The 22,320-nt window shown below is 32.5% G+C and carries 23 protein-coding genes; 21 read left to right on the top strand and 2 right to left on the bottom strand.

What is annotated here, in order from left to right; genetic code table 11:
- Positions 1–124 precede the first annotated feature (124 nt).
- The 19 genes from gltB to ASE40_RS20370 all read left to right on the top strand — a co-directional run bounded on the left by gltB (position 125) and on the right by ASE40_RS20370 (position 20,771).
- Entirely contained in the window at positions 125–4,642 is a 4,518-nt protein-coding gene (gene gltB, locus ASE40_RS20280) for a glutamate synthase large subunit (RefSeq protein WP_057119232.1), read from the top strand.
- Positions 4,643–4,771: 129 nt separating this feature from the next.
- Positions 4,772–6,226: a glutamate synthase subunit beta gene (locus ASE40_RS20285; RefSeq protein WP_057119234.1), complete on the top strand. Its 1,455-nt coding sequence runs from the start codon at positions 4,772–4,774 to the stop codon at positions 6,224–6,226.
- Positions 6,227–6,741: 515 nt separating this feature from the next.
- On the top strand, positions 6,742–7,965 hold the full coding sequence (gene lysA, locus ASE40_RS20290; protein WP_057119875.1) for a diaminopimelate decarboxylase: 1,224 nt from the start codon (positions 6,742–6,744) through the stop codon (positions 7,963–7,965).
- Positions 7,966–8,104: 139 nt separating this feature from the next.
- Positions 8,105–11,203: an NACHT domain-containing protein gene (locus ASE40_RS20295; RefSeq protein ID WP_057119236.1), complete on the top strand. Its 3,099-nt coding sequence runs from the start codon at positions 8,105–8,107 to the stop codon at positions 11,201–11,203.
- A 159-nt stretch (positions 11,204–11,362) separates the two neighbouring features.
- Positions 11,363–11,704: a hypothetical protein gene (locus ASE40_RS20300; RefSeq protein ID WP_057119238.1), complete on the top strand. Its 342-nt coding sequence runs from the start codon at positions 11,363–11,365 to the stop codon at positions 11,702–11,704.
- Between the two features lie 99 nt (positions 11,705–11,803).
- Positions 11,804–12,196 (top strand): helix-turn-helix domain-containing protein, encoded by a 393-nt coding sequence (locus ASE40_RS20305; RefSeq protein ID WP_057119240.1) that lies wholly within the window; start codon positions 11,804–11,806, stop codon positions 12,194–12,196.
- A gap of 78 nt (positions 12,197–12,274) precedes the next feature.
- On the top strand, positions 12,275–12,736 hold the full coding sequence (locus ASE40_RS20310) for an RDD family protein (RefSeq protein WP_057119242.1): 462 nt from the start codon (positions 12,275–12,277) through the stop codon (positions 12,734–12,736).
- Positions 12,737–12,792: 56 nt separating this feature from the next.
- Positions 12,793–13,245, top strand: coding sequence for a hypothetical protein (locus tag ASE40_RS20315; protein ID WP_057119244.1), 453 nt, complete (start codon positions 12,793–12,795; stop codon positions 13,243–13,245).
- Between the two features lie 56 nt (positions 13,246–13,301).
- Complete coding sequence (locus tag ASE40_RS20320) at positions 13,302–13,664, top strand: hypothetical protein (RefSeq protein ID WP_057119247.1); 363 nt, start codon at positions 13,302–13,304, stop codon at positions 13,662–13,664.
- Between the two features lie 240 nt (positions 13,665–13,904).
- Positions 13,905–15,065 (top strand): DUF1624 domain-containing protein, encoded by a 1,161-nt coding sequence (locus ASE40_RS20325; RefSeq protein WP_057119249.1) that lies wholly within the window; start codon positions 13,905–13,907, stop codon positions 15,063–15,065.
- 89 nt (positions 15,066–15,154) lie between these two features.
- Entirely contained in the window at positions 15,155–15,700 is a 546-nt protein-coding gene (locus tag ASE40_RS20330; protein WP_057119250.1) for a hypothetical protein, read from the top strand.
- Positions 15,701–15,735: 35 nt separating this feature from the next.
- A complete protein-coding gene (locus ASE40_RS20335) occupies positions 15,736–16,203 on the top strand; it encodes a DUF1572 family protein (protein WP_057119251.1) in 468 nt (155 codons plus the stop codon).
- 26 nt (positions 16,204–16,229) lie between these two features.
- Complete coding sequence (locus ASE40_RS20340; protein WP_057119252.1) at positions 16,230–16,946, top strand: M949_RS01915 family surface polysaccharide biosynthesis protein; 717 nt, start codon at positions 16,230–16,232, stop codon at positions 16,944–16,946.
- Between the two features lie 59 nt (positions 16,947–17,005).
- A complete protein-coding gene (locus ASE40_RS20345) occupies positions 17,006–17,371 on the top strand; it encodes a hypothetical protein (RefSeq protein ID WP_057119254.1) in 366 nt (121 codons plus the stop codon).
- A gap of 209 nt (positions 17,372–17,580) precedes the next feature.
- Complete coding sequence (locus ASE40_RS20350) at positions 17,581–18,768, top strand: hypothetical protein (protein WP_057119255.1); 1,188 nt, start codon at positions 17,581–17,583, stop codon at positions 18,766–18,768.
- Positions 18,769–18,918: 150 nt separating this feature from the next.
- On the top strand, positions 18,919–19,245 hold the full coding sequence (locus ASE40_RS20355) for an ArsR/SmtB family transcription factor (RefSeq protein WP_057119257.1): 327 nt from the start codon (positions 18,919–18,921) through the stop codon (positions 19,243–19,245).
- Complete coding sequence (locus ASE40_RS20360) at positions 19,235–19,735, top strand: SRPBCC family protein (protein WP_057119258.1); 501 nt, start codon at positions 19,235–19,237, stop codon at positions 19,733–19,735. Before ASE40_RS20355 ends, ASE40_RS20360 begins: the two co-directional genes overlap by 11 nt.
- 46 nt (positions 19,736–19,781) lie before the next feature.
- Positions 19,782–20,282, top strand: a complete 501-nt coding sequence (locus ASE40_RS20365; RefSeq protein ID WP_057119259.1) for an SRPBCC domain-containing protein — start codon at positions 19,782–19,784, stop codon at positions 20,280–20,282.
- A 114-nt stretch (positions 20,283–20,396) separates the two neighbouring features.
- On the top strand, positions 20,397–20,771 hold the full coding sequence (locus ASE40_RS20370; RefSeq protein ID WP_157848521.1) for a hypothetical protein: 375 nt from the start codon (positions 20,397–20,399) through the stop codon (positions 20,769–20,771).
- Positions 20,772–20,863: 92 nt separating this feature from the next.
- Here ASE40_RS20370 and ASE40_RS20375 read toward each other — a convergent pair whose 3' ends face one another.
- Entirely contained in the window at positions 20,864–21,259 is a 396-nt protein-coding gene (locus ASE40_RS20375) for a hypothetical protein (protein ID WP_057119264.1), read from the bottom strand.
- Between the two features lie 68 nt (positions 21,260–21,327).
- Entirely contained in the window at positions 21,328–21,567 is a 240-nt protein-coding gene (locus ASE40_RS20380; protein ID WP_057119266.1) for a hypothetical protein, read from the bottom strand.
- A 113-nt stretch (positions 21,568–21,680) separates the two neighbouring features.
- Here ASE40_RS20380 and ASE40_RS22070 point away from each other — a divergent pair, with 113 nt between their 5' ends.
- Together ASE40_RS22070 and ASE40_RS20385 are read left to right on the top strand one after the other, a co-directional pair.
- On the top strand, positions 21,681–21,848 hold the full coding sequence (locus ASE40_RS22070) for a hypothetical protein (RefSeq protein WP_157848522.1): 168 nt from the start codon (positions 21,681–21,683) through the stop codon (positions 21,846–21,848).
- A 29-nt stretch (positions 21,849–21,877) separates the two neighbouring features.
- Positions 21,878–22,306 carry a GNAT family N-acetyltransferase gene (locus tag ASE40_RS20385; protein ID WP_082586845.1) on the top strand — a complete coding sequence of 143 codons (429 nt, stop codon included), beginning with the start codon at positions 21,878–21,880 and terminating at the stop codon, positions 22,304–22,306.
- Positions 22,307–22,320: the final 14 nt, after the last annotated feature.

A 22,320-nucleotide genomic window follows, 5' to 3' on the forward strand; every position in this document is an offset into this window, starting at 1 on the left:
TTATATAATAATATTATCATTTAAGAACCCTTTTTCTAATATTACTATAAAAATGAAAGCGAATACATAATTTCAATACATTATGTTTAACGAAATCTTTATTTTTGTAGAAAAAATATCAAGAATGAGAGTTAAAGAACAAGGGCTTTATCTGCCTGAATTTGAACACGACAATTGTGGTGCAGGATTTATTTGTAATTTGAATGGTATTAAGTCAAATGATATCATTCACAAAGCATTAGACATCTTAATTAAATTGGAACATCGTGGTGCAGTTAGTTCTGATGGACGAACTGGTGACGGGGCCGGAATTTTATTCGACATCCCTCATGATTTTTTTAAGAAAGTTTGTGACTTTGAAATCCCAGAAGCGCGTGAGTATGCAGTAGGAATGGTTTTTTTACCAAAAAGCAAAAACCAGGTTTCTTTTTGTATTAATGCATTTGAAGCAACTATTAAAGATCAAAACTTAAAGATCTTAGGTTGGAGAGATGTACCTGTTGACGTTGAAAATTTAGGGCAAATCGCCGCAGAAAAAGAACCAACAGTTAAACAAGTTTTCGTTTCTAAAAACGGACAAAACTTAACTGAACAAGAATTTAATGCAAAACTTTTTGCAGCTAGAAAAATTGCTGAACATGCCGTAAGAGGATCTAAAACCTCAGAAAGCCACATGTTTTATTTTACTAGTTTATCGACAACTACTATAATATATAAAGGTCTATTGATGCCGGAAGACATCAGCCGTTATTATATAGATTTGAAAGATCCAGACTTGGTGACTCGTTTAGCACTTGTACACCAGCGTTTCTCTACAAATACATTCCCTTCTTGGGACTTAGCTCAACCGTTTAGATACATGTGTCATAATGGTGAGATCAACACACTTCGTGGAAACGTTAGCCGTATGCGTGCTCGTGAAGAGCTTATGCAGAGTGCTGTTTTTGGCGATGATATCAAAAAATTATTCCCAATTATCTTAGAAGGAAAATCAGATTCTGCTTCTATGGATATGGTGGTTGAACTTTTATTAATGACAGGTCGTTCTCTTCCTGAGGCAATGATGATGGTTGTTCCTGAAGCTTGGGAAAAACACCAGACAATGTCTCCAGAAAAAAGAGCATTTTACGAGTTCAACGCTTGTATTATGGAACCTTGGGATGGTCCTGCTTCTATTCCGTTTACAGATGGTAACGTAATTGGAGCTTTATTAGACAGAAACGGATTGCGTCCTTCTCGTTATACATTAACAAAAAGCGGATTCGTAATTATGTCATCTGAAATTGGTGTACTAGATATCGATCCAGAAGATGTAATTCAGCACGGTCGTTTAGAGCCAGGAAAAATGTTCTTGGTTGATATGAACGAAGGTCGTATTATTGAAGACGAAGAAGTTAAAAAAGCAATTGTAACTAAACGTCCTTACCAAGAATGGTTAGATGCTAACTTATTGCCTTTAGCTAAAATTCCATACACAAATAACCCAACTCCTGTTGAGAAATTAGATTTCGTAACTAGACAAAAGTTATTTGGTTATACTATTGAAGATTTAAAAACAATCATCAACCCAATGGGAGGACAAGGAGCTGAAGCAATCAGTTCTATGGGTAACGATACGCCTTTGGCAGTATTGTCAGACCAGCCTCAATTGTTGTATAACTATTTCAAACAATTATTTGCTCAGGTTACTAACCCGCCTTTGGATGGTATTCGTGAAGAAATTATTACGGATATCAGTTTAGCAGTTGGCGGCGATTTTAATATTTTTGAAATTGAATCTAAGCAGTGTAAAAAACTAAAAATCCAAAATCCAGTTATTTCTAATGAGGATTTGGATAAAATTAGAAACATTGATCACCCAGATTTCAAATCGGCTACTATTTCTACTTTATACAAAATAGAAAAAGGAGTTAACGGTTTAGAGCGTGCGCTAGAAAAATGTGTTCAGGCAACTTACAAAGCTGTTTCTGAAGGATGTAATATCATTATTTTATCAGATAGAGGTGTAAGCGAAGAATTAGCTCCAATTCCTATGCTATTGGCTTGTTCATACATTCATCACTCTTTGAACATTTTACAAGTTCGTTCTAAATTCGGAATCATCATCGAATCTGCAGAGCCTCGTGAACCGCATCATTTTGCTTTATTGTTTGGATACGGTGCAAGCGCGATCAATCCATACATGGTAAACGAAATCATTTATGATCAAGTTGCTCAAGGATTTATTACAGGTGTAAAAGCTGATTATGCAATTGTAAATTACAATAAAGCAATTGCAAAAGGTATCGTAAAAATCATGAACAAAATTGGTATCTCTACTTTACATTCGTACAGAGCTGCCCAAATTTTCGAGATTTTAGGTTTAAACAAAACATTTACATCTAAATACTTCCCTTACACTCCATCTAGAATTGAAGGAATTGGTTTAATGGAAGTAGAAAAAGAAGTGAAGAAACGTTTCCAAAAAGCTTTCCCAAATTCAAAAATTGCAAACTTGCTTTCTCTTGAAATCGGAGGTATTTACAGATGGAGACGTGGTGGTGAAAAACACATGTTTAACCCAACTACTATTTCTAAATTACAACAAGCGGTTCGTTTAAACAGCCCAGAAAGTTATAAAGAATACTCTAATGCGGTTAACGAGCAAAGCTCAAACTTAATGACTATTAGAGGTTTATTTGAATTCAACAATTTAGATCCAATTTCTATTGACGAAGTAGAACCTTGGACAGAAATTGTAAAGAAATTCAAAACCGGAGCAATGTCTTACGGTTCTATCAGTCAAGAAGCACATGAGAACTTGGCAATTGCAATGAACAGAATTGGAGGAAAAAGTAATTCTGGAGAAGGTGGAGAAGATCCAAGACGTTTCCAGAAAGAAATTAACGGAGATTCTAGAAACTCTGCAATTAAACAAGTTGCTTCGGGACGTTTTGGTGTTTCAATCAACTATTTGACAAACGCTAAAGAAATCCAGATTAAAATGGCTCAGGGAGCGAAACCTGGCGAAGGCGGACAGTTACCTGGAGAAAAAGTTGTGCCTTGGATTGCTGAGACGAGAAACTCTACACCTTATGTAGGTTTGATTTCGCCTCCTCCTCACCACGATATTTATTCTATTGAGGATTTATCTCAGTTGATTTATGACTTGAAAAATGCTAATCGTGAAGCGCGTGTAAACGTAAAATTAGTTTCTGAGGTTGGAGTTGGAACTATTGCTGCCGGTGTTGCCAAAGCAAAAGCTGACGTTATCTTAATTTCTGGTTATGACGGAGGAACTGGTGCTGCACCATTAACATCTTTACAACACACAGGTATTCCGTGGGAGCTTGGTTTAGCCGAAGCGCAGCAGACTTTAATCTTAAACGATTTAAGAAGCCGTGTAGTTTTAGAATGTGACGGACAGTTGAAAACAGGTCGCGACGTTGCTATCGCTGCATTATTAGGTGCTGAAGAATTCGGATTTGCAACGGCTCCGCTTGTAGCTTCTGGATGTATCATGATGAGAGCTTGTCACTTAAATACTTGTCCAGTTGGTATTGCCACTCAGGATCCTGAATTGAGAAAAAATTTCAAAGGAACTCCAGAGCACGTAATCAACTTCATGTATTTTATTGCTGAAGAGCTGAGAGAAATCATGGCGCAGTTAGGTTTCAGAACTTTGAAAGAAATGGTGGGCCAGTCACAAAAATTAAATGTGAACAAAGCCATCAAACATTATAAAGCAAATGGTTTAGACTTGTCTACAATTCTATACAAACCGGAAAAAGCGAAAACAGAGCCAAATCATAATACAACGACTCAGGATCACCAACTTGAAAACGTATTGGATTTTGACATCATAAAAGAAGCAATTCCGTCAATCTATAGAAAAGAGAAAACAAGAGTAACCTTTAAAATTAAAAATACAGACCGTTCTGTAGGTGCTATTTTGAGTAACGAAATCTCAAAAATATATGGCGCACAAGGTTTACCTGAAGACACTATTTTAGTTGATTTTGAAGGTTCTGCCGGACAAAGTTTTGGTGCTTTTGCAACAAACGGATTGTCGTTTAAAATTCACGGAAACTGTAATGATTACTTAGGAAAAGGTCTTTCTGGAGGAAAACTAATTGTAAAAGTACCTCCTACTGCAACCTTCAAACCTGAAGATAACATCATTATTGGAAACGTTGCCCTTTACGGAGCTATTACCGGAGAGGCTTATATTAATGGAATGGCCGGTGAGCGTTTTTGTGTGAGAAATTCTGGAGCAACAGCAGTTGTTGAAGGAATTGGAGATCACGGATGCGAATACATGACCGGTGGTACAGTGGTAGTTTTAGGAAAAACAGGAAGAAACTTCGCAGCTGGTATGAGCGGTGGTGTTGCTTATGTTTACGATCCAAATAAGAAATTCGATTCGACAGTATGTAACATGGAAATGGTTGCATTCGACCCGATGGAAGAAGAGGACGTTACCAAACTAAGACGATTGATCAAAAATCATTCATTGTACACAAGCAGTCCATTAGCAAAAAGAATTTTAGCAGACTGGGAAAATGAACAAAAACACTTCGTAAAAGTAATGCCAACTGATTACAAAAAAGCATTACAACGAATTGCAGAAGAGAAAAAAATAGAAGAATTAATAGCTGGATAAAAATCAATTTCAAAAAATAAAATTCCAAATTCCAATGGCAATGTCAATGTCAATGAAAATGTCTTCCTGAGCGAAGTCGAAGGATTGGAATTTGGAATTTAAAGAAATTGGAATTTAATTTAAAATGTCATGGGTAAAATAGGCGGATTTAAAGAATATAATAGAGCCGACGAAAGTAATTTAGCAGTAGCAGAACGTGTTTCGAACTACAACGAATTTACTATTCCGTTAGCAAAAGATAAAATAAAAGAACAAGGTTCAAGATGTATGGATTGTGGTATTCCTTTTTGCCACAGCGGTTGTCCGTTAGGAAATTTAATTCCAGACTTCAACGATATGGTACATCAGGAAGAATGGCAGAGTGCATTAGAGATTTTACAGTCTACTAATAACTTTCCAGAATTTACAGGACGCTTATGCCCTGCTCCATGCGAAAAAGCATGCGTATTAGGAATCATTAAAGATCCTGTATCTATCGAAAACATCGAGAAAAACATTGTTGAAAGAGGTTTTGCTGAAGGATGGATAAAACCACAAGCTCCAAAAACAAGAACTGGTAAAACAGTTGCCGTTATTGGTTCTGGACCTGCAGGATTAGCAGCTGCACAGCAATTAAACAGAGCGGGGCATACCGTTACTGTTTTTGAAAGAGACAATGCTATTGGAGGTTTACTACGTTACGGGATTCCGAATTTCAAATTAGAAAAAGAAATTATCGACAGACGTGTAGTAATTCTTGAAGCAGAAGGAATCACTTTCAAAACAAACGTAAACGTTGGGGTTAACTTCAGCGTAGAAGAATTAAACGCATTTGATTCTATCGTTTTATGCGGAGGAGCAACAGAAAGAAGAAGCTTGCCAACTAAAGGAATCGAAAGCAAAGGCGTTGTTCAGGCAATGGATTTCTTAACGCAGCAAACTAAAGTTTTATTTGGAGAATCAATTCCAGATCAAATTAAAGCAACCGGTAAAGATGTAATCGTTATTGGTGGTGGAGATACTGGTTCTGACTGTATTGGAACTTCAAACAGACACGGAGCTAAATCGGTTACTAACTTTGAGATTTTACCAAAACCTCCAGTTGGAAGAAGCGAGTCAACTCCTTGGCCTTTCTGGCCTTTACAGCTAAAAACATCTTCTTCTCACGAAGAAGGCTGTGACAGAAACTGGCTAATCAATACGAAAGAATTCATTTCTAACGATAAAGGCGAATTAACTGGATTAAAAACGGTTGAAGTACAATGGAAAATGACTCCAGGACAAAGACCTGAATTAATCGAAAAAGAAGGTTCTGAGAAAATCTGGCCTTGTGATTTAGCTTTATTAGCCTTAGGATTTACAGGTCCAGAAAAAACGTTAAGCGAGCAGTTAGGAATCGAAACTGATGCAAGAAGCAATTACAAAGCGCATAACTATCAAACAAACGTTCCTCACATTTTCACTGCTGGTGATATGAGAAGAGGACAATCATTAATCGTCTGGGCTATTTCAGAAGGTCGCGAAGCAGCAAGAGAGGTAGATTTATTCCTTATGGGATCTACAAACTTGCCTACTAAAGGAAAAGGAGATCTTCCTAGCCTTTAATTTTTAAGGCTCTAAGGTTCTGAGATGCTAAGATACTAAGTTTTTTCTCTAGCATTTTATTAAATCTTTATTCCTATAAACAACATAACTATTAACAAACCCTTGAATTTACATTCAGGGGTTTTGTTTTTTTGGAGCATCACAATTGGCATTTAAATAAACATAGTTCCCGCTTTCGGCTATATCTCTCCGTTCCACTGCGAGGATACCGCCTCAATCGGGGCTAAATCCAAACATTTGGCTTCTTTTAAAAATTAGAACAAAAAGAAATCCATTTAATCTGTGGCAAAAAACAATTTCAACAGCATTTAAGAATAAGTTAAATTCGTGAATTCGTGGCAAAAAAACTTAGTATCTTAGCATCTCAGAACCTTAGCGCTCTTAAAAAGGTTACAAAATTTCAGAAACAGCAACTTTTTGTTTAAAAACAAACAATTTGTTACAATTTGTTATTTTTCTACAATTTATTTGCTGATACACAAAAGAGTAATAACTTTGCCCAAAATGATTTAAAAATGCAAGCAAAAGATTTACTGCAGTTAGCAGACCAATTTGGAAGTCCATTATATGTTTATGATGCCGAAAAAATCCAATCTCAGTACAATAGGTTAACTAAAGCTTTCTCTAAGGTAGAAAACTTAAGAGTTAATTATGCCATGAAGGCATTGTCAAACGTTGCGATTCTTCAGTTATTAAAGAACATGGGGTCTGGTTTAGATACTGTATCAATTCAAGAAGTTTTATTGGGACTTCATGCTGGCTATGATCCTGACAAAATTTTCTTTACACCAAACGGAGTTTCTCTAGAAGAAATCGAAGAAGTTGCCGCAATGGGTGTACAAATCAATATTGATAACTTATCTATTCTGGAGCAATTCGGAACAAAATATCCGCAGATTCCGGTATGTATTCGTATCAATCCGCACGTAATGGCGGGTGGAAATGCTAACATCTCTGTTGGACATATCGACAGTAAATTCGGAATATCTGTTCACCAAATTCCTCATATCTTACGAATTGTTGAGAACACAAAAATGAGCATTGTTGGAATTCACATGCACACAGGATCTGATATTTTAGATATCGAAGTATTCTTGTATGCTGCTGAAATTTTGTTCGATACAGCGAAAAACTTCAAAGATCTAGAATTCTTAGATTTCGGAAGCGGATTCAAAGTTCCTTACAAAAAAGACGATATCGAAACAGACATCGAAGAATTAGGTAAAAAATTATCTAAAAGATTCAATGCTTTCTGTGCAGAATATGGCAGGGATTTAACTTTGATTTTCGAACCAGGAAAATTCTTGGTGAGCGAAGCAGGTCATTTCTTAGTAAAAGTAAACGTAGTAAAACAAACAACATCAACAGTTTTCGCTGGAGTTGACAGTGGTTTCAATCACCTAATTCGCCCAATGTTATATGGATCTTCACACCATATTGAAAACATCTCAAACCCAAAAGGAAAAGAGCGTTTTTACTCTGTTGTAGGATACATTTGCGAAACGGATACTTTTGCAAACAACCGTAGAATTCAAGAAATTACTGAAGGTGACATTTTATCTTTCAGAAATGCTGGAGCATACTGTTTCTCAATGTCTTCGAACTACAACTCAAGATACAAACCAGCCGAAGTTCTTTGGAAAGACGGAAAAGGAATCTTGATTCGACAAGCGGAAACTTTTGAAGATTTACTTAAAAACCAAATTCCGTTGCCAGAAGAAGTTGCAGCAACAGTTTAAAATAAAAAAAAAGAGAATATCTAGAAGTCCCGTTTCTTAATTGAGGCGGGATTTTTTTTAGAATAACATTTTGTAAAACAAGAAAAATATTAATAAAAAATACTATTTTTAGATTTGCCAAAATTAAATAAATTTTTATATGAAAAAACAGATTGAAAACATTGCCAATCTTTTACCAGATTTTATAAAAAACTCCTTTGATTATGTAAAGAACAATTTTGATAAAAATAGTCAAGAAATATTTGAAAACGCAAATGGAACTGCAGCTATCGTTATTAAAATTCTTGCTCAACCGTTGATTGATAAATATTTTGAAAATAAAACTGAGGCTAAACTTGAAAATTTTGGATTTAACACTTACATCAAAGCAAGTTTAGTACAAGCGAACGATTCAATAGATATAATTAAAGAAAATATAAACAATAGCTTCTCTCCTGAAATAGTTTTTGGTATAATTAGCAAGGTGATTAAGGAGGAAATACAAAGTTTTGATTCAACAAAAGCAATCTTGATTTTTCAGCCTCTTTATCATCCTGTTATTATACATGTCAAAAATAATTATAAGCGTATTTTACAAGATCTTGAAGTTGACTCTATTCATATTGAAAAATTTATTAAACATTTTAATGAAAACATAGAGCAAACCATCCAGAAAACATTTGGTAGTGACTATGATGAACATTTGAGAAAAACTTCATTATATAGGTTAAAAGATAATGAAGCGCATTTTTTATATGAAACCATTCAGCTAGGAAAAATAGGTTTTAAAGAAAATGAAAATTTAAAGTATGAAACAACTTATGCCTCTTGGAAAAATGTTAGTAGTTTTCGTAATAGCTTTGAATCATCTATAGATGATGAAAAATATCAGGAATATGAAAATCAATTAAAACCGGTGGAAGATTTAATATCAGATTTTTTTAATCGTAATCCTGATAATAATTTGGATGACATATTATTTATCATTGCAGATTTTGGGAAAGGAAAATCTGTATTTATGAGACATTATGCTTCAAAACTTGCAAAACAGTATTTAGAAAAATCCGAAGGGTATTTTCCAATTTATTTTAATTTACGTAATTATTCGAAATATTCCACTGATTCAAAATTAGGTGTGATAAGCGATTTTTTAGAAACTAATTATAGCATTAAAATTGATGATGAATATTTTGAGAAAAAAAAATACCTTTTTTTAATTGACTCTTTAGATGAAAGTGGAGATTTAAACAAAAAATCTATTGATAAAGTCATAAATTCAGTCAAAAATATACAAAAAATAAATAAATCAAAATACAAAACTAACCGTATAATTATTACTTCTCGTCCATTTGACGACGGCTTTAGTAATCATCTAATAGAGCATAATCCTTTCAACATTAAAAATAAAGAAAAAAGAGACGTTCCTCATTACCTTAATATTCATGGTTTTAAAAAAATACAATTTAACAATTGGCTTTTTGAAACATTAGTGAACTATTCTCATATTAAAAATCTGAACACAACCGGTATAGCAAAACAAATTGTTAATGCTGTAAACAAAAATGAAAGAATAGATATTTACCAAGAATTAATAAAAAACGAAACATTATCACGAAGTGAATTGCGTAGACCAATATTCGCTTATATGGTATATCAACTTATAATCAACAAAGTTGACTTTATTAAAGTTGGAAAATTAGGTGTTTATCTTTCTTTTTTAAATTTACTTACAAAAGAGGCAAAACATATTCATGACTCAGATTATCAAGTAAATCTTTCAGAGGAATTTGAATTTAGAAATATATTACATGCTACTTCGTCCTTATGGGTATACCAAAGACAAAAAGGAAAACAAGGAATGCTAAAAAAAGCAGATATATGTCGCGTATTAGAAGGGAAAATTTTAAGTGAAAGCGATAGCGATGTTATAGAAAATTTTAAAGGTAAAGGATTTACAGAAATACAATTTCTTTCCCATTCTTATTTTGGGGAAAATAATAATATTCTTCATTTCCAACATCAATCATTTGCTGAAATTCTTTTGGCGGAATATTATTTAAAAATTTTTATTAAATATTCTTTAGATGAAGATTCTGATATTGAAGAGGCTCGTGCAAAATTAGCAATAGGAGAACCTACCGAACAAGCTATTATTTTTTTTAAAGAACTTTTGGATTTGTTAAGGGAATCTTCTATCAAATCTAAAGATCTGGTTATAATTGAAAAAAGAAAACTACTTTTTCCTTTAATGGCTTCATTATCCATTAGAAAACATAACAAACTATTTTCAAATTATCTACATTTCTCTTGGTTTAATAAGTACAAGTTAGGAGAAAATCAAATAGAATATCCTAAAGAGGCACTAGAAGAATGGTGTATAGGCCATCAAGAGATTGAAAAAATTATTCAGTATGCTGCACTAATATTAAACTCAAAAACTTTCTACTTACCAATTCAAGGGAATGCCAAAACTTCTTTGTACGATTCTGAAGTTTTTGAAGTTATCAATTACAGTAAGACAAATGCATTGTATGGTTTTGATAAGTGGATATCACTACTTGTGGGTAATCGTCTATTTAATTCTTTCAATTCAGAAAAACCACTACTTTTTAACTGGCATTACAACATTAATTTTCATCAATTATTTGATATGATTCGAAGCTTTAATTATGTTTTTAATGATTCATGCCCACACTGGGGTAATGATTTATTCCAAGGTATCAATATGAGTGAAAACAAAAATCAATTTGATCTTTCACATGTAAATTTTGATGGTATAAATTTTTCCCATTCAACTTTTAATAATTTGAGATCTTGGGGAGCAAACTGGAGTAGATCTAATTTAAATGGATGCTCCTTTTATAATGTTCAATTAATTACATGCTTGTTTTTAGGAGCAATAATTGAAGAAATTGAACATGTTAAAAACTTTCATATGATCAATTGCCAAGCCACAACAAATGGCTTTATATTACTTGATGGGCTAAAAACCGAAGATTTAGAAATAAAGAAGAATTATGGTGATCCTAGAAAAAATCGCTATAATCCTTTTATTGAATCATTTGATGTTTATGATGACCCTGTATTTGTTACTTGTCGAGGGTTTATGATTTACGGATTAAAAAATTCCTTATTTTCAATACTACAACTGAAGAAGTTATTTAATTTTGATGATGAGCAAACTAAAAAAGATTTTTTCAGACAAATAGACACTCTTAAAGAATATGAAGTAAAAAAAAGTCGAGCTAGAAAAATGTGATAATAAAAATTAAAAACTTCTTCCATCTGGCGCGAGCTTCTTACTGATGAATAAACAAGCAAGTGAAACTTTCCGACCACAAGAGAGACAATCCTAGAACAATGGAGAGCCTAAAAAGCATCTGATTTTATTGCATAAAAAATTTAAAAATTTAAAAAAATGTTAGAACTAGAAGATTTTACAGGGATTTACTTATCAAAACCTATGATTCCAGATTGCGTACATTTAGATGATTATGAATTCTATTTTTATAATAGGAATAATCATTTTAATATTAGCATTAGAGAAAATGAAAATTCCAAACTTATTTTTGATGCATCCACTTTCGAAATCATTAGTTCAGAAAATAATGATAAATTTGAGCTAATAATAAATGAATTAGAAAATGAAAATAAATACAAGAAAATTAAAGGTAAAATGTATTTTAAAGTTCCTGAACCAAGAGGTTTTAAAATTTTCCTAAATGAATACGGTTGGAGATTTTTTGAAAAAATTGATTAACTTCCAAATTTAAACTACAATCCTTAAAAAATCAAAAGATCAATTCCTGTCTGAAAAAATATATATTTGCTATTCATAAAAAATAAATACCTTTGAAATATGAGCGCAACAACAAAACCAAGACATATCGGTAGAAATATCAGCCGAATCAGAGAGCTTAAAGGTATGAAGCAGGAAGCGCTTGCGCAGGCAATTGGTACAAATCAGCAGGCAATTTCTGGTATTGAAGGAAGCGAAACTATCGACGAAACAAAACTTACGAAAATTGCAGAAGCGCTAGGCGTTACAGTAGAAGCAATTGAAAGTTTTTCTGAAGAAAATGTATTTAATTATTTTAATACATTTAATGATTCCGTTTCAAACAGCAATTTTGGTCATAATAATATTTGTAATTTCAATCCGCTTGATAAAGTTATAGAACTTTACGAACGTTTGGTTCAGGCTGAAAAAGACAAAGTTGAGTATTTAGAAAAATTATTAAAAGGGAAATAATTCCTTCAAAAATAAAATTTTGCAAAAGCACAAATATCTTATGATTTTGTGCTTTTTTTGTAAACTAAAAAACCAAAAATGACCTCAGAACAAATTGCCACAAAACCCAATCTTAAAAAAAGAATCCTTGCCGGATTAATTGACTATTCGTTAATGTTTGGAGTAGTCCTCGTTATGTTTCTATACTTTGGAGAAAAAACCAGAAATGGATATGAATTACAAGGATTTCCCGCATTCTTCAATTTTTTAATATGGTTTGGCTACATGGTTGGATTTGAAGTAAAATTTGGAGCAACGCTGGGAAATCAGATGTTTGATTTACAAGTTATTTCTATAAAAGATAGCAAAACTACAAGTTTAACTTTAGGCCAATCTTTTATGCGACATTTATTTGATATTCTTGATTTTTGGTTTTTCGGACTATTGGGAATATTGCTAATAAAAAACTCTACTTATAATCAAAGGTTAGGAGATTTATGCGCCAAAACAATTGTAATAGATACAAAAGACAGCGAACAGTTTTACAAACGATTTACTTAATTAAACTCAAATAAAAAATATTATTTTAGCCTTCCCAAATCAATCCCCAAAAATCAATGAAACTTACAATTACCCTATCAACCCTACTCCTACTACTTACAACTAATTTATTCAGCCAAACCCTTGCTGATTTAAAACTAAAACCAAAAGAAATTCCAAAAGGCGGTTATATGGTAAGTGACGGAAATATTTGTATTACGCCGCAAGCCTGCAATTTTTATAATGATATTGAAACCTACAGCAATATTGTTGGAACTGTAAAAAGTAAAGCTATTCAAAGTTTTAAAAGCAAAGCAGACCGCGGTTCTATCATGTATTTTGAATTTGATCATGTTTTTAAAGGCGATCGATTCCTGCAAGGTTTGCTTTGGGGAAAAGCAGGCGAACCAACAGCTGAACATCCAGAAGAATATCTCGCCAAAGGAAAATTTCTAGTTATTTGGAGTTTACAGGCAGATAGTCCGCTAAAAGAAAAGTCTGAAACTAAGATCGAAGCTCTTTTACAATAAATCCTAATCACAGCTTCATTTTAAATGCTTAATTTTGCTTGATAAAAAAACACAAAATGAAACCACAAATACGAATTCTTCTTTACTCCATCTTATTCTTTTTATATCTTACTTCGACACCTTTCTTACTGTCGTTAAACGAAAAAATAAAAGGCGATCCGTTTGTAGTTTTAGGAGTTGGTTTTGGAGTTTTAAATCTCATCTATGCTTTTTTTGCCCTAAAATGGAAACCTTTGCTTAACGTACTTTGCGCTGTCGGGATTGCGGCTTTAGCTATGTTCCTAGCTCTACAGTTTACCAATCTGCATCTGCTTGTAAATTACGATCCATATCAGGTTAAAACGGCCATTTTTGCTAATGCGGTTCTTTCTATTATTTTTTGGGAAATTGTGTATCAAGTGAAAATTAGAAAGCAATAACCTTTCAATTGCCTCCAGCTTTATCTGGAGGTTCATATAGTAAGTCTAGAATAGGCTTTAACCAAATGAATAAATTTATTTTGGCTAAAGCCATTTTTTTTTTGCTATAGGTGACCTCCCGCTAAAGCTGGAGGCAATTCATTTTACTTTATCATTTAATAATTTTAAAGTCAAAATATTGATGATAAAACTTAAAAAATAATTCATAGTTTTACTCTTAAGTATTTAAAAATCAAAAACATGAAACGACATCCTTCGATAGACATTGTACGCGGAATTGTAATGATTATTATGGCTCTTGATCATGTTCGGGATTTATTGCATGTCGATTCGATTACACAAAGCCCAACCGATTTGGCAACGACTTCTCCTTTGTTGTTTTGTACACGCTGGATTACACATTTGTGCGCGCCTATTTTTGTTTTCTTGGCGGGAACTTCGGTCTATCTTTCACTTCAAAACAAAAACAATGCTGCCGAAACCAGACAGCTTTTATTGAAAAGAGGTTTTTGGTTAATCCTGCTTGAATTTACAGTTGTCAATTTTGGATTGTTTTTCGATATTGGTTTTCATACCCTTTTATTTGAAGTCATAGCCGCAATAGGTTTTGGGTTTGTTGTTTTGAGTTTATTATTAAAAGTCCGCTCTCAAACTTTGGGCATTGTGGGACTTGTAATTATCTTTTTCCATAATCTCCTGCCAATTATTCCATTTGCAGAAAATTCAGTTTTAAAAACCATCTTAACTCCCCTCTTTGGACCAGCTGTTTTTCCGTTTGCAGGAAAAGCATTTATTATGGGCTATCCGCCAATTCCGTGGCTAGGAATTATGCTCGTTGGTTTTGCAGCGGGAAAATTCTTTGAACTGGCACAAGGACAAAGAAAAAAACTATTCTTAAAAATCGGTTTGAGTGCTTTAGCTTTATTTACGGTAATTCGATTGGTAAATATTTATGGTGATCCCGCTTTATGGACTACACAAAAAGACTCAACTTTCACCTTTTTATCATTTATGAATGTAACCAAATATCCACCTTCTCTCCTATTCTGTTTGGTTACTTTAGGCATTATGTTTTTACTGCTCGCTTTTGCAGAACAATTTCATAATACGGTTAAAAAAGCAACTATGGTTTACGGAAAAGTGCCCTTATTTTATTTTGTTGTTCACTTTTATGTTATTCATATTCTAACGCTTTTTATACTTTTGGCACAAGGCTTTAATTGGTCTCAACTGGAATTTGCTTCGGGAACTTTTGGCAGACCTAAAAGCATTGAAAGCGGTTTACATCTTTGGGCAATTTATTTAATTTGGATTTTTGTTGTTGCGCTGCTTTACAAACCTTGCCAATGGTTCGGAAAATATAAGACTGAAAATAATCATTGGTGGCTGAAATACATTTAAGTGATATGTGTTTACGACAAGATAAATTGTAGAATTTCGTACGTATTTTTTTATATTAGCATTTTGAAATTTCAAGCCAAAATCCTAATATGAAAACCAGAATTTTAATTCTCCTTTCTTTAATTGCTGTTTCTTGTAAAAAAGAAATCAAAGTCAAAACTTCTACAATTGTACAAAAAGATAGTATACAGAGTATTCCTGAATCTGAAACCGAAAAAACAGAAACTATCGTAATTTCAAAAAAACATAAAACGAACCAAATTTTATGCGATCTCGATGGAGATGGAAAAAATGAAACCGTAGAAATTGTAAGAAGTACAAACAACAACAAAAGTGGGCTAAAAATTACTTACGGAAATGGGAAAAGAACAGATTATTTCGGTCTGGGAAATACAATTTTAGACCAAGGTTTTGACGAAATTGATTGGGCTGGAATATTTGAAAAAGCACCGAAAGGTGAAATTTATTGGAATAACGTAAATGACGACGGCGAAATTATGGCCGACGAAGAAGTAAAAGAAGAAGATAAAATAAAATTGCCAAATGACGGAATCTTTATTCACGCCGAAGAAAGCTGCGGAGGCGGGATTATTTATCTAGATAACGGAAAATACAACTGGATTCAGCAGGAATAAAATTGTAATAAATTAACTTCTAAACTATTTTGATTATGAAAAACAATACAGAAATAGCGAATCGTTTTAGAGAAGTCATTTTAAACGGAACTTGGATTGCCAACACAAATTACAAAGACCAACTACAGAATCTAAATTGGGAGATAGCAGTTACTCCATTTCAAAATTTAAATACGATCGCACTTTTAGCGCAGCACATTCATTATTACATTAACGGAATAAATAATGTTTTTAAAGGCGGAACGCTGGATATAAAAGATAAATTCAGCTTTGACTTTCCTCCTATTCATTCACAGCAAGAATGGGAAAACTTTTTAATTAAATTTTGGAATGAAGCTGAAGAATTCGCTTCGCTGGTTGAGGAAATGCCAAATGAAAAATTAGATCAAGCTTTTGTTGATGAAAAATACGGAACTTACAAAAGAAATATCGAAGCTATGCTGGAACATAGTTATTATCATTTAGGACAAATCGTATTGATCAAAAAACTATTGACAAATTAAAAATATTTAAAAGCCAAAAACGATCCATGAAAAAAATTGCCATTTTGTTAGTGGGTTTTATTTTCTTTTCAAGTTGTAAAGATGAGAAGAAAGCAGAAACAAAAGAATTGACAAACCAAGAATTGAACAAAACTGAAAACGAAAACTTTGTTTTAACCGTAGAAAAAATCGACTCGACACAATTTCCAGCTTCAATAAAATATGAAGGTTTTGTAAAAAATGCTGTTCGATGGAAAGATAAATTGGGCGATAATATTGTTATTACTACTGAGACAGGATATCATATCAACAAAAAATTCGAGCATGAATTTGAAGACAGTTCTGATGCTGAATTGTTTGCGTATCATTTTATTGTTTCTGGAAATGAAGTAAAACAAACTTGGAAAGTTTACGATTTTATTGCAGACTGCCCAGTTGATATTGTGGCTTCGTTTGTAAAAAATACTTTTCAAGTAACTGATTTAAACAATAACGGAATCGCTGAAACTTGGCTGATGTACAAAACAACCTGCCACGGTGATGTGAGTCCGTGTGACATGAAAATTATTATGTATGAAGGAAGCACAAAATATGCGGTGCGCGGCGAAAGCAGAGTTCAAGTTGGAGTTCTCGACAACGGCGAAAAACAATTTATTGGCGGTGAATATAAATTGGATGAAAATTTCAAAAAAGGTCCAAAAGTTTTTAAAGAATTTGCCCAAAAATTATGGAAAGATAATTTGATTGAAAATTGGGAGGATTAAAGGATTTTATATAATTCGGAAATTCACTAAATTTATTCTTAAATTCTAATCTATTTAAAATGAGAAAATTAATTTTAGCTTTTGTTCTTTTAATTGGTTTATCGACAAGTGCACAAACTTCTAAAGAGCTTATTGGAAAATGGCAATTGGTAAAATGGACCAAAAACGGTAAGGACAAAAATATTCAGGAATATTATAAAACCGATCAGGTTTTTCAGGTTTTTAAAGAAAATGGTGATTTTGAAAGTTTGGTTGGCGACGAATCGCACAAAGCGAAATGGAAGTTGTCTAAAGACAATAAAGAGCTTACTATTATTGCAATCTTAATGCCTGTAAAATTTAGTATTGACTACTTTGATACTCAGAAAAGAATTATTACAACTCCACAAATTGGTACTTTTGAGTATAAAAAAGTAATCGAATAATCGAATTTAAAAAGGATTTTATGAAAACAAAATGTTCTATCCCAGCCCCGATAGAGCCGATATCCTCGTAATGAAATGGAGAGATAAAGGTGAAAGCGGGACTAAAAGTTCTTGTGAAAACCTGTATTTCTGCTTCTAAAAATAAATCAAAAAAAGGCATAGTTGTTGAAAGTTAAAAAAGATATATTTACACCTTCAAAAGAAATACTATGCAAAAAACTACTTTACTATTTTTTATATTCTTTTTGGCTCTTTCTTCCTGCGGCGTAAAAACGACTCAGGCATTGATAAGCGACGGAAATTATGATGGTGCTATTGACCGCGCTGTTGAAGCATTGAGAACTAATAAGGATTCGAAAGGAAAACAAGATTATGTGTATTTACTCGAAGAGGCTTTTGCAAAAGCGAAAGACCGAGATCTGCGTGATCTGGAAATGCTGTCGAAAGATGCAAATCCTGCCAATGCAGAGCGTATTTATAATACTTATTTACAGCTGAATAACCGTCAGGAAAAAATTAGTCCGATTTTGCCTTTGAAATTAATAAAGCAAGGCAGAAATGCGAATTTTGCATTTGACAATTATTCAAACGAAATTGTAAACAGCAAAAATGCGCTTTCAAAATATTTGTATGAGAATGCTTCTGCACTTCTAAAATCGAATAACAAAATGGATTTTAGAAAGGCGTATGATGATTTTTCGTATTTGGAAAGTATTAATCCTGGGTATAAAAATACCAAAAAATTAATGGATGATGCACTTTTTAAAGGAACCGATTTTGTGGATGTTTATGCAAAAAACGAAACCAATATGGTAATTCCTAAGATGCTTCAGGATGATTTGCTGGATTTTAAAACTTACGGATTAAATGATAAATGGACAGTTTATCATAGTGCAAGACAAAAAAATGTAAACTATGATTATAGTTTGATTATTAATTTTAGGGATATATATATTTCTCCAGAACAAATTAAAGAAAAAGAATTCAGCAAAGAGAGACAGATAAAAGATGGTGTAAAAACGCTTTTGGACAACCGCGGAAGACCTGTAAAAGATAGTTTGGGCAGAGAAATAAAAGTAGATAATTATAAAATTCTTCGTGCTACAGTTTATGAATTTAGACAATTTAAATCGTGTCAGGTAACGGCAAAAATCGATTATGTGGATTTAAAATCGAATCAGCTGGTGCAAACGTTTCCAATAAGCAGCGAATTTGTTTTTGAGAATATTTATTCGAAATATAAAGGGGATCGAAATGCTTGTGAAGACAATTATCAAACTTATTTTGCAAAACGACCAGTTCCGTTTCCTAATAACGAACAAATGGTTTTTGATACAGGTGAAGACCTGAAAGCTAAGCTAAAAGATATTATTGTTCGCAATAAATTTAGAAGATAATTATCTCATATTAAAATACATAAAAGGCGCTTTTTTAATGCGCCTTTTTTTTGTTTTCAAAATAAATCAATAAAAAATATTGTTTTTTTTATTACGCAACCAAAAAGTTGCGTATATTTGCAACTAATTAGTTGCGCAAATATAAAAAAAATGAAACGAGATATTTTTCAGGCTATTGCCGATCCGACACGTAGAGCAATTTTAGTTTTGATTTCTTCGACTGCATTAACCCCAAATGCTATCGCAGAACAGTTTGAAACTACAAGACAAGCCGTTTCTAAACACATCAAAATATTGAATGAATGTGATTTATTGGAAGAAAAAAAATTAGGAAGAGAAATTTACTATCAACTTAAAATAGATAAAATGAAAGAAATAGATCACTGGCTGGAGCAATTCAAAAAGATTTGGGAACAGCGTTTTGATCAATTGGATCAGGTATTAATGAATTTAAAATCTAAAGAAAATGAAATCTAATCTCTTAATGAATTTTTCTGTAGACAAGGAAAATAAAACTGTCAATGTAAAACGCAAATTTAATGCGTCATTATCAAACGTTTGGTCTGCTTGGACAGATGCCGCAATTTTAGATTTGTGGTGGGCGCCGGCTCCATTTAAATCTAAAACAAAGTTTATGGAGTTTAGAGAAGGCGGCAAAAGATTATACGCCATGGTAAGTCCAGAAGGAGAAGAACGCTGGGCAGTTTTTGAATATACTTCAATTTCTCCTAAAACAAATTTTAAACATTCATCTACTTTCTGCGATGCAGAAGGGGTTCCTAATTCTGATTTAGGCAGTTCTTACTGGGACATTAATTTCTCTGAAAATGGTGATTCTACAATTGTGGATATTGCTATTAAGCGCGGCAGTTTAGAAGAATTAGAAAAAATAATTGAAATGGGATTCAAAGAAGGCTTTACAAGCGCACTGCAAGGATTAGAAAAAATTCTGGAAGCAAAAAAATAAAATCTTTCTACAAAATAACTATTAATGAATTTAAAATCTAAAGAAAATGAAATCGAATCTATTAATGAATTTTACTGTAAATAAGGAAAATAATACCGTAAATGTAAAACGTGAGTTTAATGCCCCGTTGTCAAATGTATGGTCTGCTTGGACAGAAGCTGCTATTTTAGATCAATGGTGGGCGCCTGCTCCTTGGAAATCGCGCACAAAAAGCATGGATTTTAAAGAAGGCGGAAGAAGATTATATGCAATGGTTGGTCCCGAAGGTGAAGAACATTGGGCAATTGCAGATTTTACTTCTATTAGTCCAAAAACTAATTTTAAATATAAGGATGCTTTTAGCGATAGTGAAGGAAATTTGAACACAGATTTTCCACGCTCAAATTGGGATGTGACTTTTTCGGAAGAAGGAGATCATACTTTTGTTGATATAGTAATCAAACACGACAAACTTTCTGATTTGGAAGCAATCATTCAAATGGGCTTTAAAGAAGGCTTTACCATTGCAATGGAAGGTTTGGATGAGATTTTTGCTAAACAAGTATGAGCAATTTTGGTTGTGCAATTATATTTAATCCTGCGTATGCAGGATTTTTTTGTATTTTCGATTTGAAAACATAAACTATCTTGTGACCACTTAAACAGACAAATAATGAAATTCTTGAGTTTACTTTTTTTATTCGTTTCAGTTACCGCTTTTTCTCAAAACAGATATGAGCTTTCGGATGAAGGCAAAGATAAATTCTATCTTTCAGATTCTATTTCGGATCTTGCTAATGCCGGCAAAATTACGCCTCATCCAATAGTAGTTGTTGATGGAATTCCTCATCGTTATCAGGATTTAGAAAAAGAAAAACTAGTACTTTCTAAAATTGAAATCAAAAAAATTATTACCCTCGAAAAGCAAGCTGGCTTAAAAATTTATGGAAATTACGGCGAAGCAGGAGTTATAGTTATAACTACAAATAGAAACAGTTACCATAAGCCGGAACAAGAAATAAGACCAGATCAAATACAGCAACATATTGAAAAATAATGAACAAATTCAAAGAAGTAAGCAAACTTAAACTAGCATAAATAAAAAACCTCGAAAAGTAATTTCGAGGTTTGAAATTTTAAACAGACAATCTAATCATAAATTTCAACAATTGGATTCACTTTAATAAACTCTGTTTTATCATTTTTTCTTTTAACTAGATAAACCGTAGAGTTACTAAAAAAGTTTACCAATTCAGAGTTATTCAATTTGTTCTTTTTGTTTTTATTGTAGTATTTTGAAGTTCTTACAAAATCTTTAAGACACAGCACTTCTTTAGGTTTTAAGTCATTTACAATTTCGACTCCTTTAAAATAAAATACTTCATCTTCATTTTTGTCTTTTAATAAAAACTTATTTGGGCTAGTTTTGGATTCGACAATGTATGAATCATCTAATTTAAAAAAAAATGTGCCATTCGATTTTTCTTGAGCATATAAACTGAATCCAAATAAGAATGCCGCATATAAATATATATATTTTTTCATAACTCGATTTTAAAAATAGGTAATTGAATTTTGGTACATAATATAAAAGTACAATTATTTTGCACTTTTTATGGACAAGAAACTGTTTTACCTAAAATAGGCACTCTACTTGCTAACGAATTAATCGAAGTTTTTTTGTCTTCAGGCAAATCCGTCCAAGCTTTTACATTACTATCCTTTAAACCTCCCCAAGCCATAGCCTCATAGAAAGCGTCGCTTGGCTCTTCTCCATAATAATTAGTATAATTGTTATAATCAGCACTTAAAAATCTTAATAAATTAAAAATTACAGAAAACCGTAAATACATAAAATAAAACTTTCAACTTTATTTTTTTAGTCACCTTTAAACAAATTTACAATCATTTTTTTTCACTAAAAACTAAGTGATAATGCATATATTTGTAAGTAAAGACCAGTAAAATGAACAACATATTTACTAACATCTTAAGCTATTCGATTATTTCAACATTGATTACTTTAATCATTACAAGAATTATTCAGGGAAGGGTTCAAAGCTTATTTGATAAGAAGCTTGAAAGCGTCAAAAAAGAACATACTTTAGAAATCGCACAATTTCAAGTTCTTTAAAAATTGCTAAAGAATTGGTTTGTCTTCAAATGATTATTCATGAAAAAATTCAACTAAAAATCGACAATGAAATCATCAAACTGACGGATGATTATAAGCACGAATTATTGGATTTGGTCAATTTAGTGCAGCCTGGGTATTTTAAACCAAAAACAACTTCACTGGGAAATTATTACGGAATCTTTGTTGATCAAAAATTAGTTGCTGTCGCAGGTGAACGAATGAAAATGAATGATTTTACAGAAGTCAGCGCTATTATCACACATCCCGATTATACTGGAAAAGGATATGCCAAACAATTGACTGCATATGTTGTAAACCAAATTTTTACAGAAAACAAAACTCCTTTTTTACATGTTGTTGAGAGTAATATTGGTGCAATCAAATTATATGAAAAACTTGGTTTTGTTACCAGAAGAAAAATGAGTTTCTGGAATATTACAAAATACGAAGATTGATACTTTAAAAAAAT

This window comes from Flavobacterium sp. Root935, assembly GCF_001429295.1.
GTDB lineage: Bacteria > Bacteroidota > Bacteroidia > Flavobacteriales > Flavobacteriaceae > Flavobacterium.

Bases quoted from the DNA above. Each gene is read 5' to 3' on its own strand.
- ASE40_RS20350 (WP_057119255.1), top strand. From the start codon at position 17,581: ATGCAAAAAACTACTTTACTATTTTTTATATTCTTTTTGGCTCTTTCT.
- ASE40_RS20380 (WP_057119266.1), bottom strand. From the start codon at position 21,567: ATGTATTTACGGTTTTCTGTAATTTTTAATTTATTAAGATTTTTAAGT.
- ASE40_RS20310 (WP_057119242.1), top strand. From the start codon at position 12,275: ATGACCTCAGAACAAATTGCCACAAAACCCAATCTTAAAAAAAGAATC.
- ASE40_RS20340 (WP_057119252.1), top strand. From the start codon at position 16,230: ATGAAAAAAATTGCCATTTTGTTAGTGGGTTTTATTTTCTTTTCAAGT.
- ASE40_RS20300 (WP_057119238.1), top strand. From the start codon at position 11,363: ATGTTAGAACTAGAAGATTTTACAGGGATTTACTTATCAAAACCTATG.
- ASE40_RS20345 (WP_057119254.1), top strand. From the start codon at position 17,006: ATGAGAAAATTAATTTTAGCTTTTGTTCTTTTAATTGGTTTATCGACA.
- ASE40_RS20335 (WP_057119251.1), top strand. From the start codon at position 15,736: ATGAAAAACAATACAGAAATAGCGAATCGTTTTAGAGAAGTCATTTTA.
- ASE40_RS20285 (WP_057119234.1), top strand. From the start codon at position 4,772: ATGGGTAAAATAGGCGGATTTAAAGAATATAATAGAGCCGACGAAAGT.
- ASE40_RS20320 (WP_057119247.1), top strand. From the start codon at position 13,302: ATGAAACCACAAATACGAATTCTTCTTTACTCCATCTTATTCTTTTTA.
- gltB (WP_057119232.1), top strand. From the start codon at position 125: ATGAGAGTTAAAGAACAAGGGCTTTATCTGCCTGAATTTGAACACGAC.
- ASE40_RS20365 (WP_057119259.1), top strand. From the start codon at position 19,782: ATGAAATCGAATCTATTAATGAATTTTACTGTAAATAAGGAAAATAAT.
- ASE40_RS22070 (WP_157848522.1), top strand. From the start codon at position 21,681: ATGAACAACATATTTACTAACATCTTAAGCTATTCGATTATTTCAACA.
- ASE40_RS20385 (WP_082586845.1), top strand. From the start codon at position 21,878: ATGATTATTCATGAAAAAATTCAACTAAAAATCGACAATGAAATCATC.
- ASE40_RS20315 (WP_057119244.1), top strand. From the start codon at position 12,793: ATGAAACTTACAATTACCCTATCAACCCTACTCCTACTACTTACAACT.
- ASE40_RS20325 (WP_057119249.1), top strand. From the start codon at position 13,905: ATGAAACGACATCCTTCGATAGACATTGTACGCGGAATTGTAATGATT.
- ASE40_RS20355 (WP_057119257.1), top strand. From the start codon at position 18,919: ATGAAACGAGATATTTTTCAGGCTATTGCCGATCCGACACGTAGAGCA.
- ASE40_RS20375 (WP_057119264.1), bottom strand. From the start codon at position 21,259: ATGAAAAAATATATATATTTATATGCGGCATTCTTATTTGGATTCAGT.
- ASE40_RS20295 (WP_057119236.1), top strand. From the start codon at position 8,105: ATGAAAAAACAGATTGAAAACATTGCCAATCTTTTACCAGATTTTATA.
- ASE40_RS20330 (WP_057119250.1), top strand. From the start codon at position 15,155: ATGAAAACCAGAATTTTAATTCTCCTTTCTTTAATTGCTGTTTCTTGT.
- ASE40_RS20305 (WP_057119240.1), top strand. From the start codon at position 11,804: ATGAGCGCAACAACAAAACCAAGACATATCGGTAGAAATATCAGCCGA.
- lysA (WP_057119875.1), top strand. From the start codon at position 6,742: ATGCAAGCAAAAGATTTACTGCAGTTAGCAGACCAATTTGGAAGTCCA.
- ASE40_RS20360 (WP_057119258.1), top strand. From the start codon at position 19,235: ATGAAATCTAATCTCTTAATGAATTTTTCTGTAGACAAGGAAAATAAA.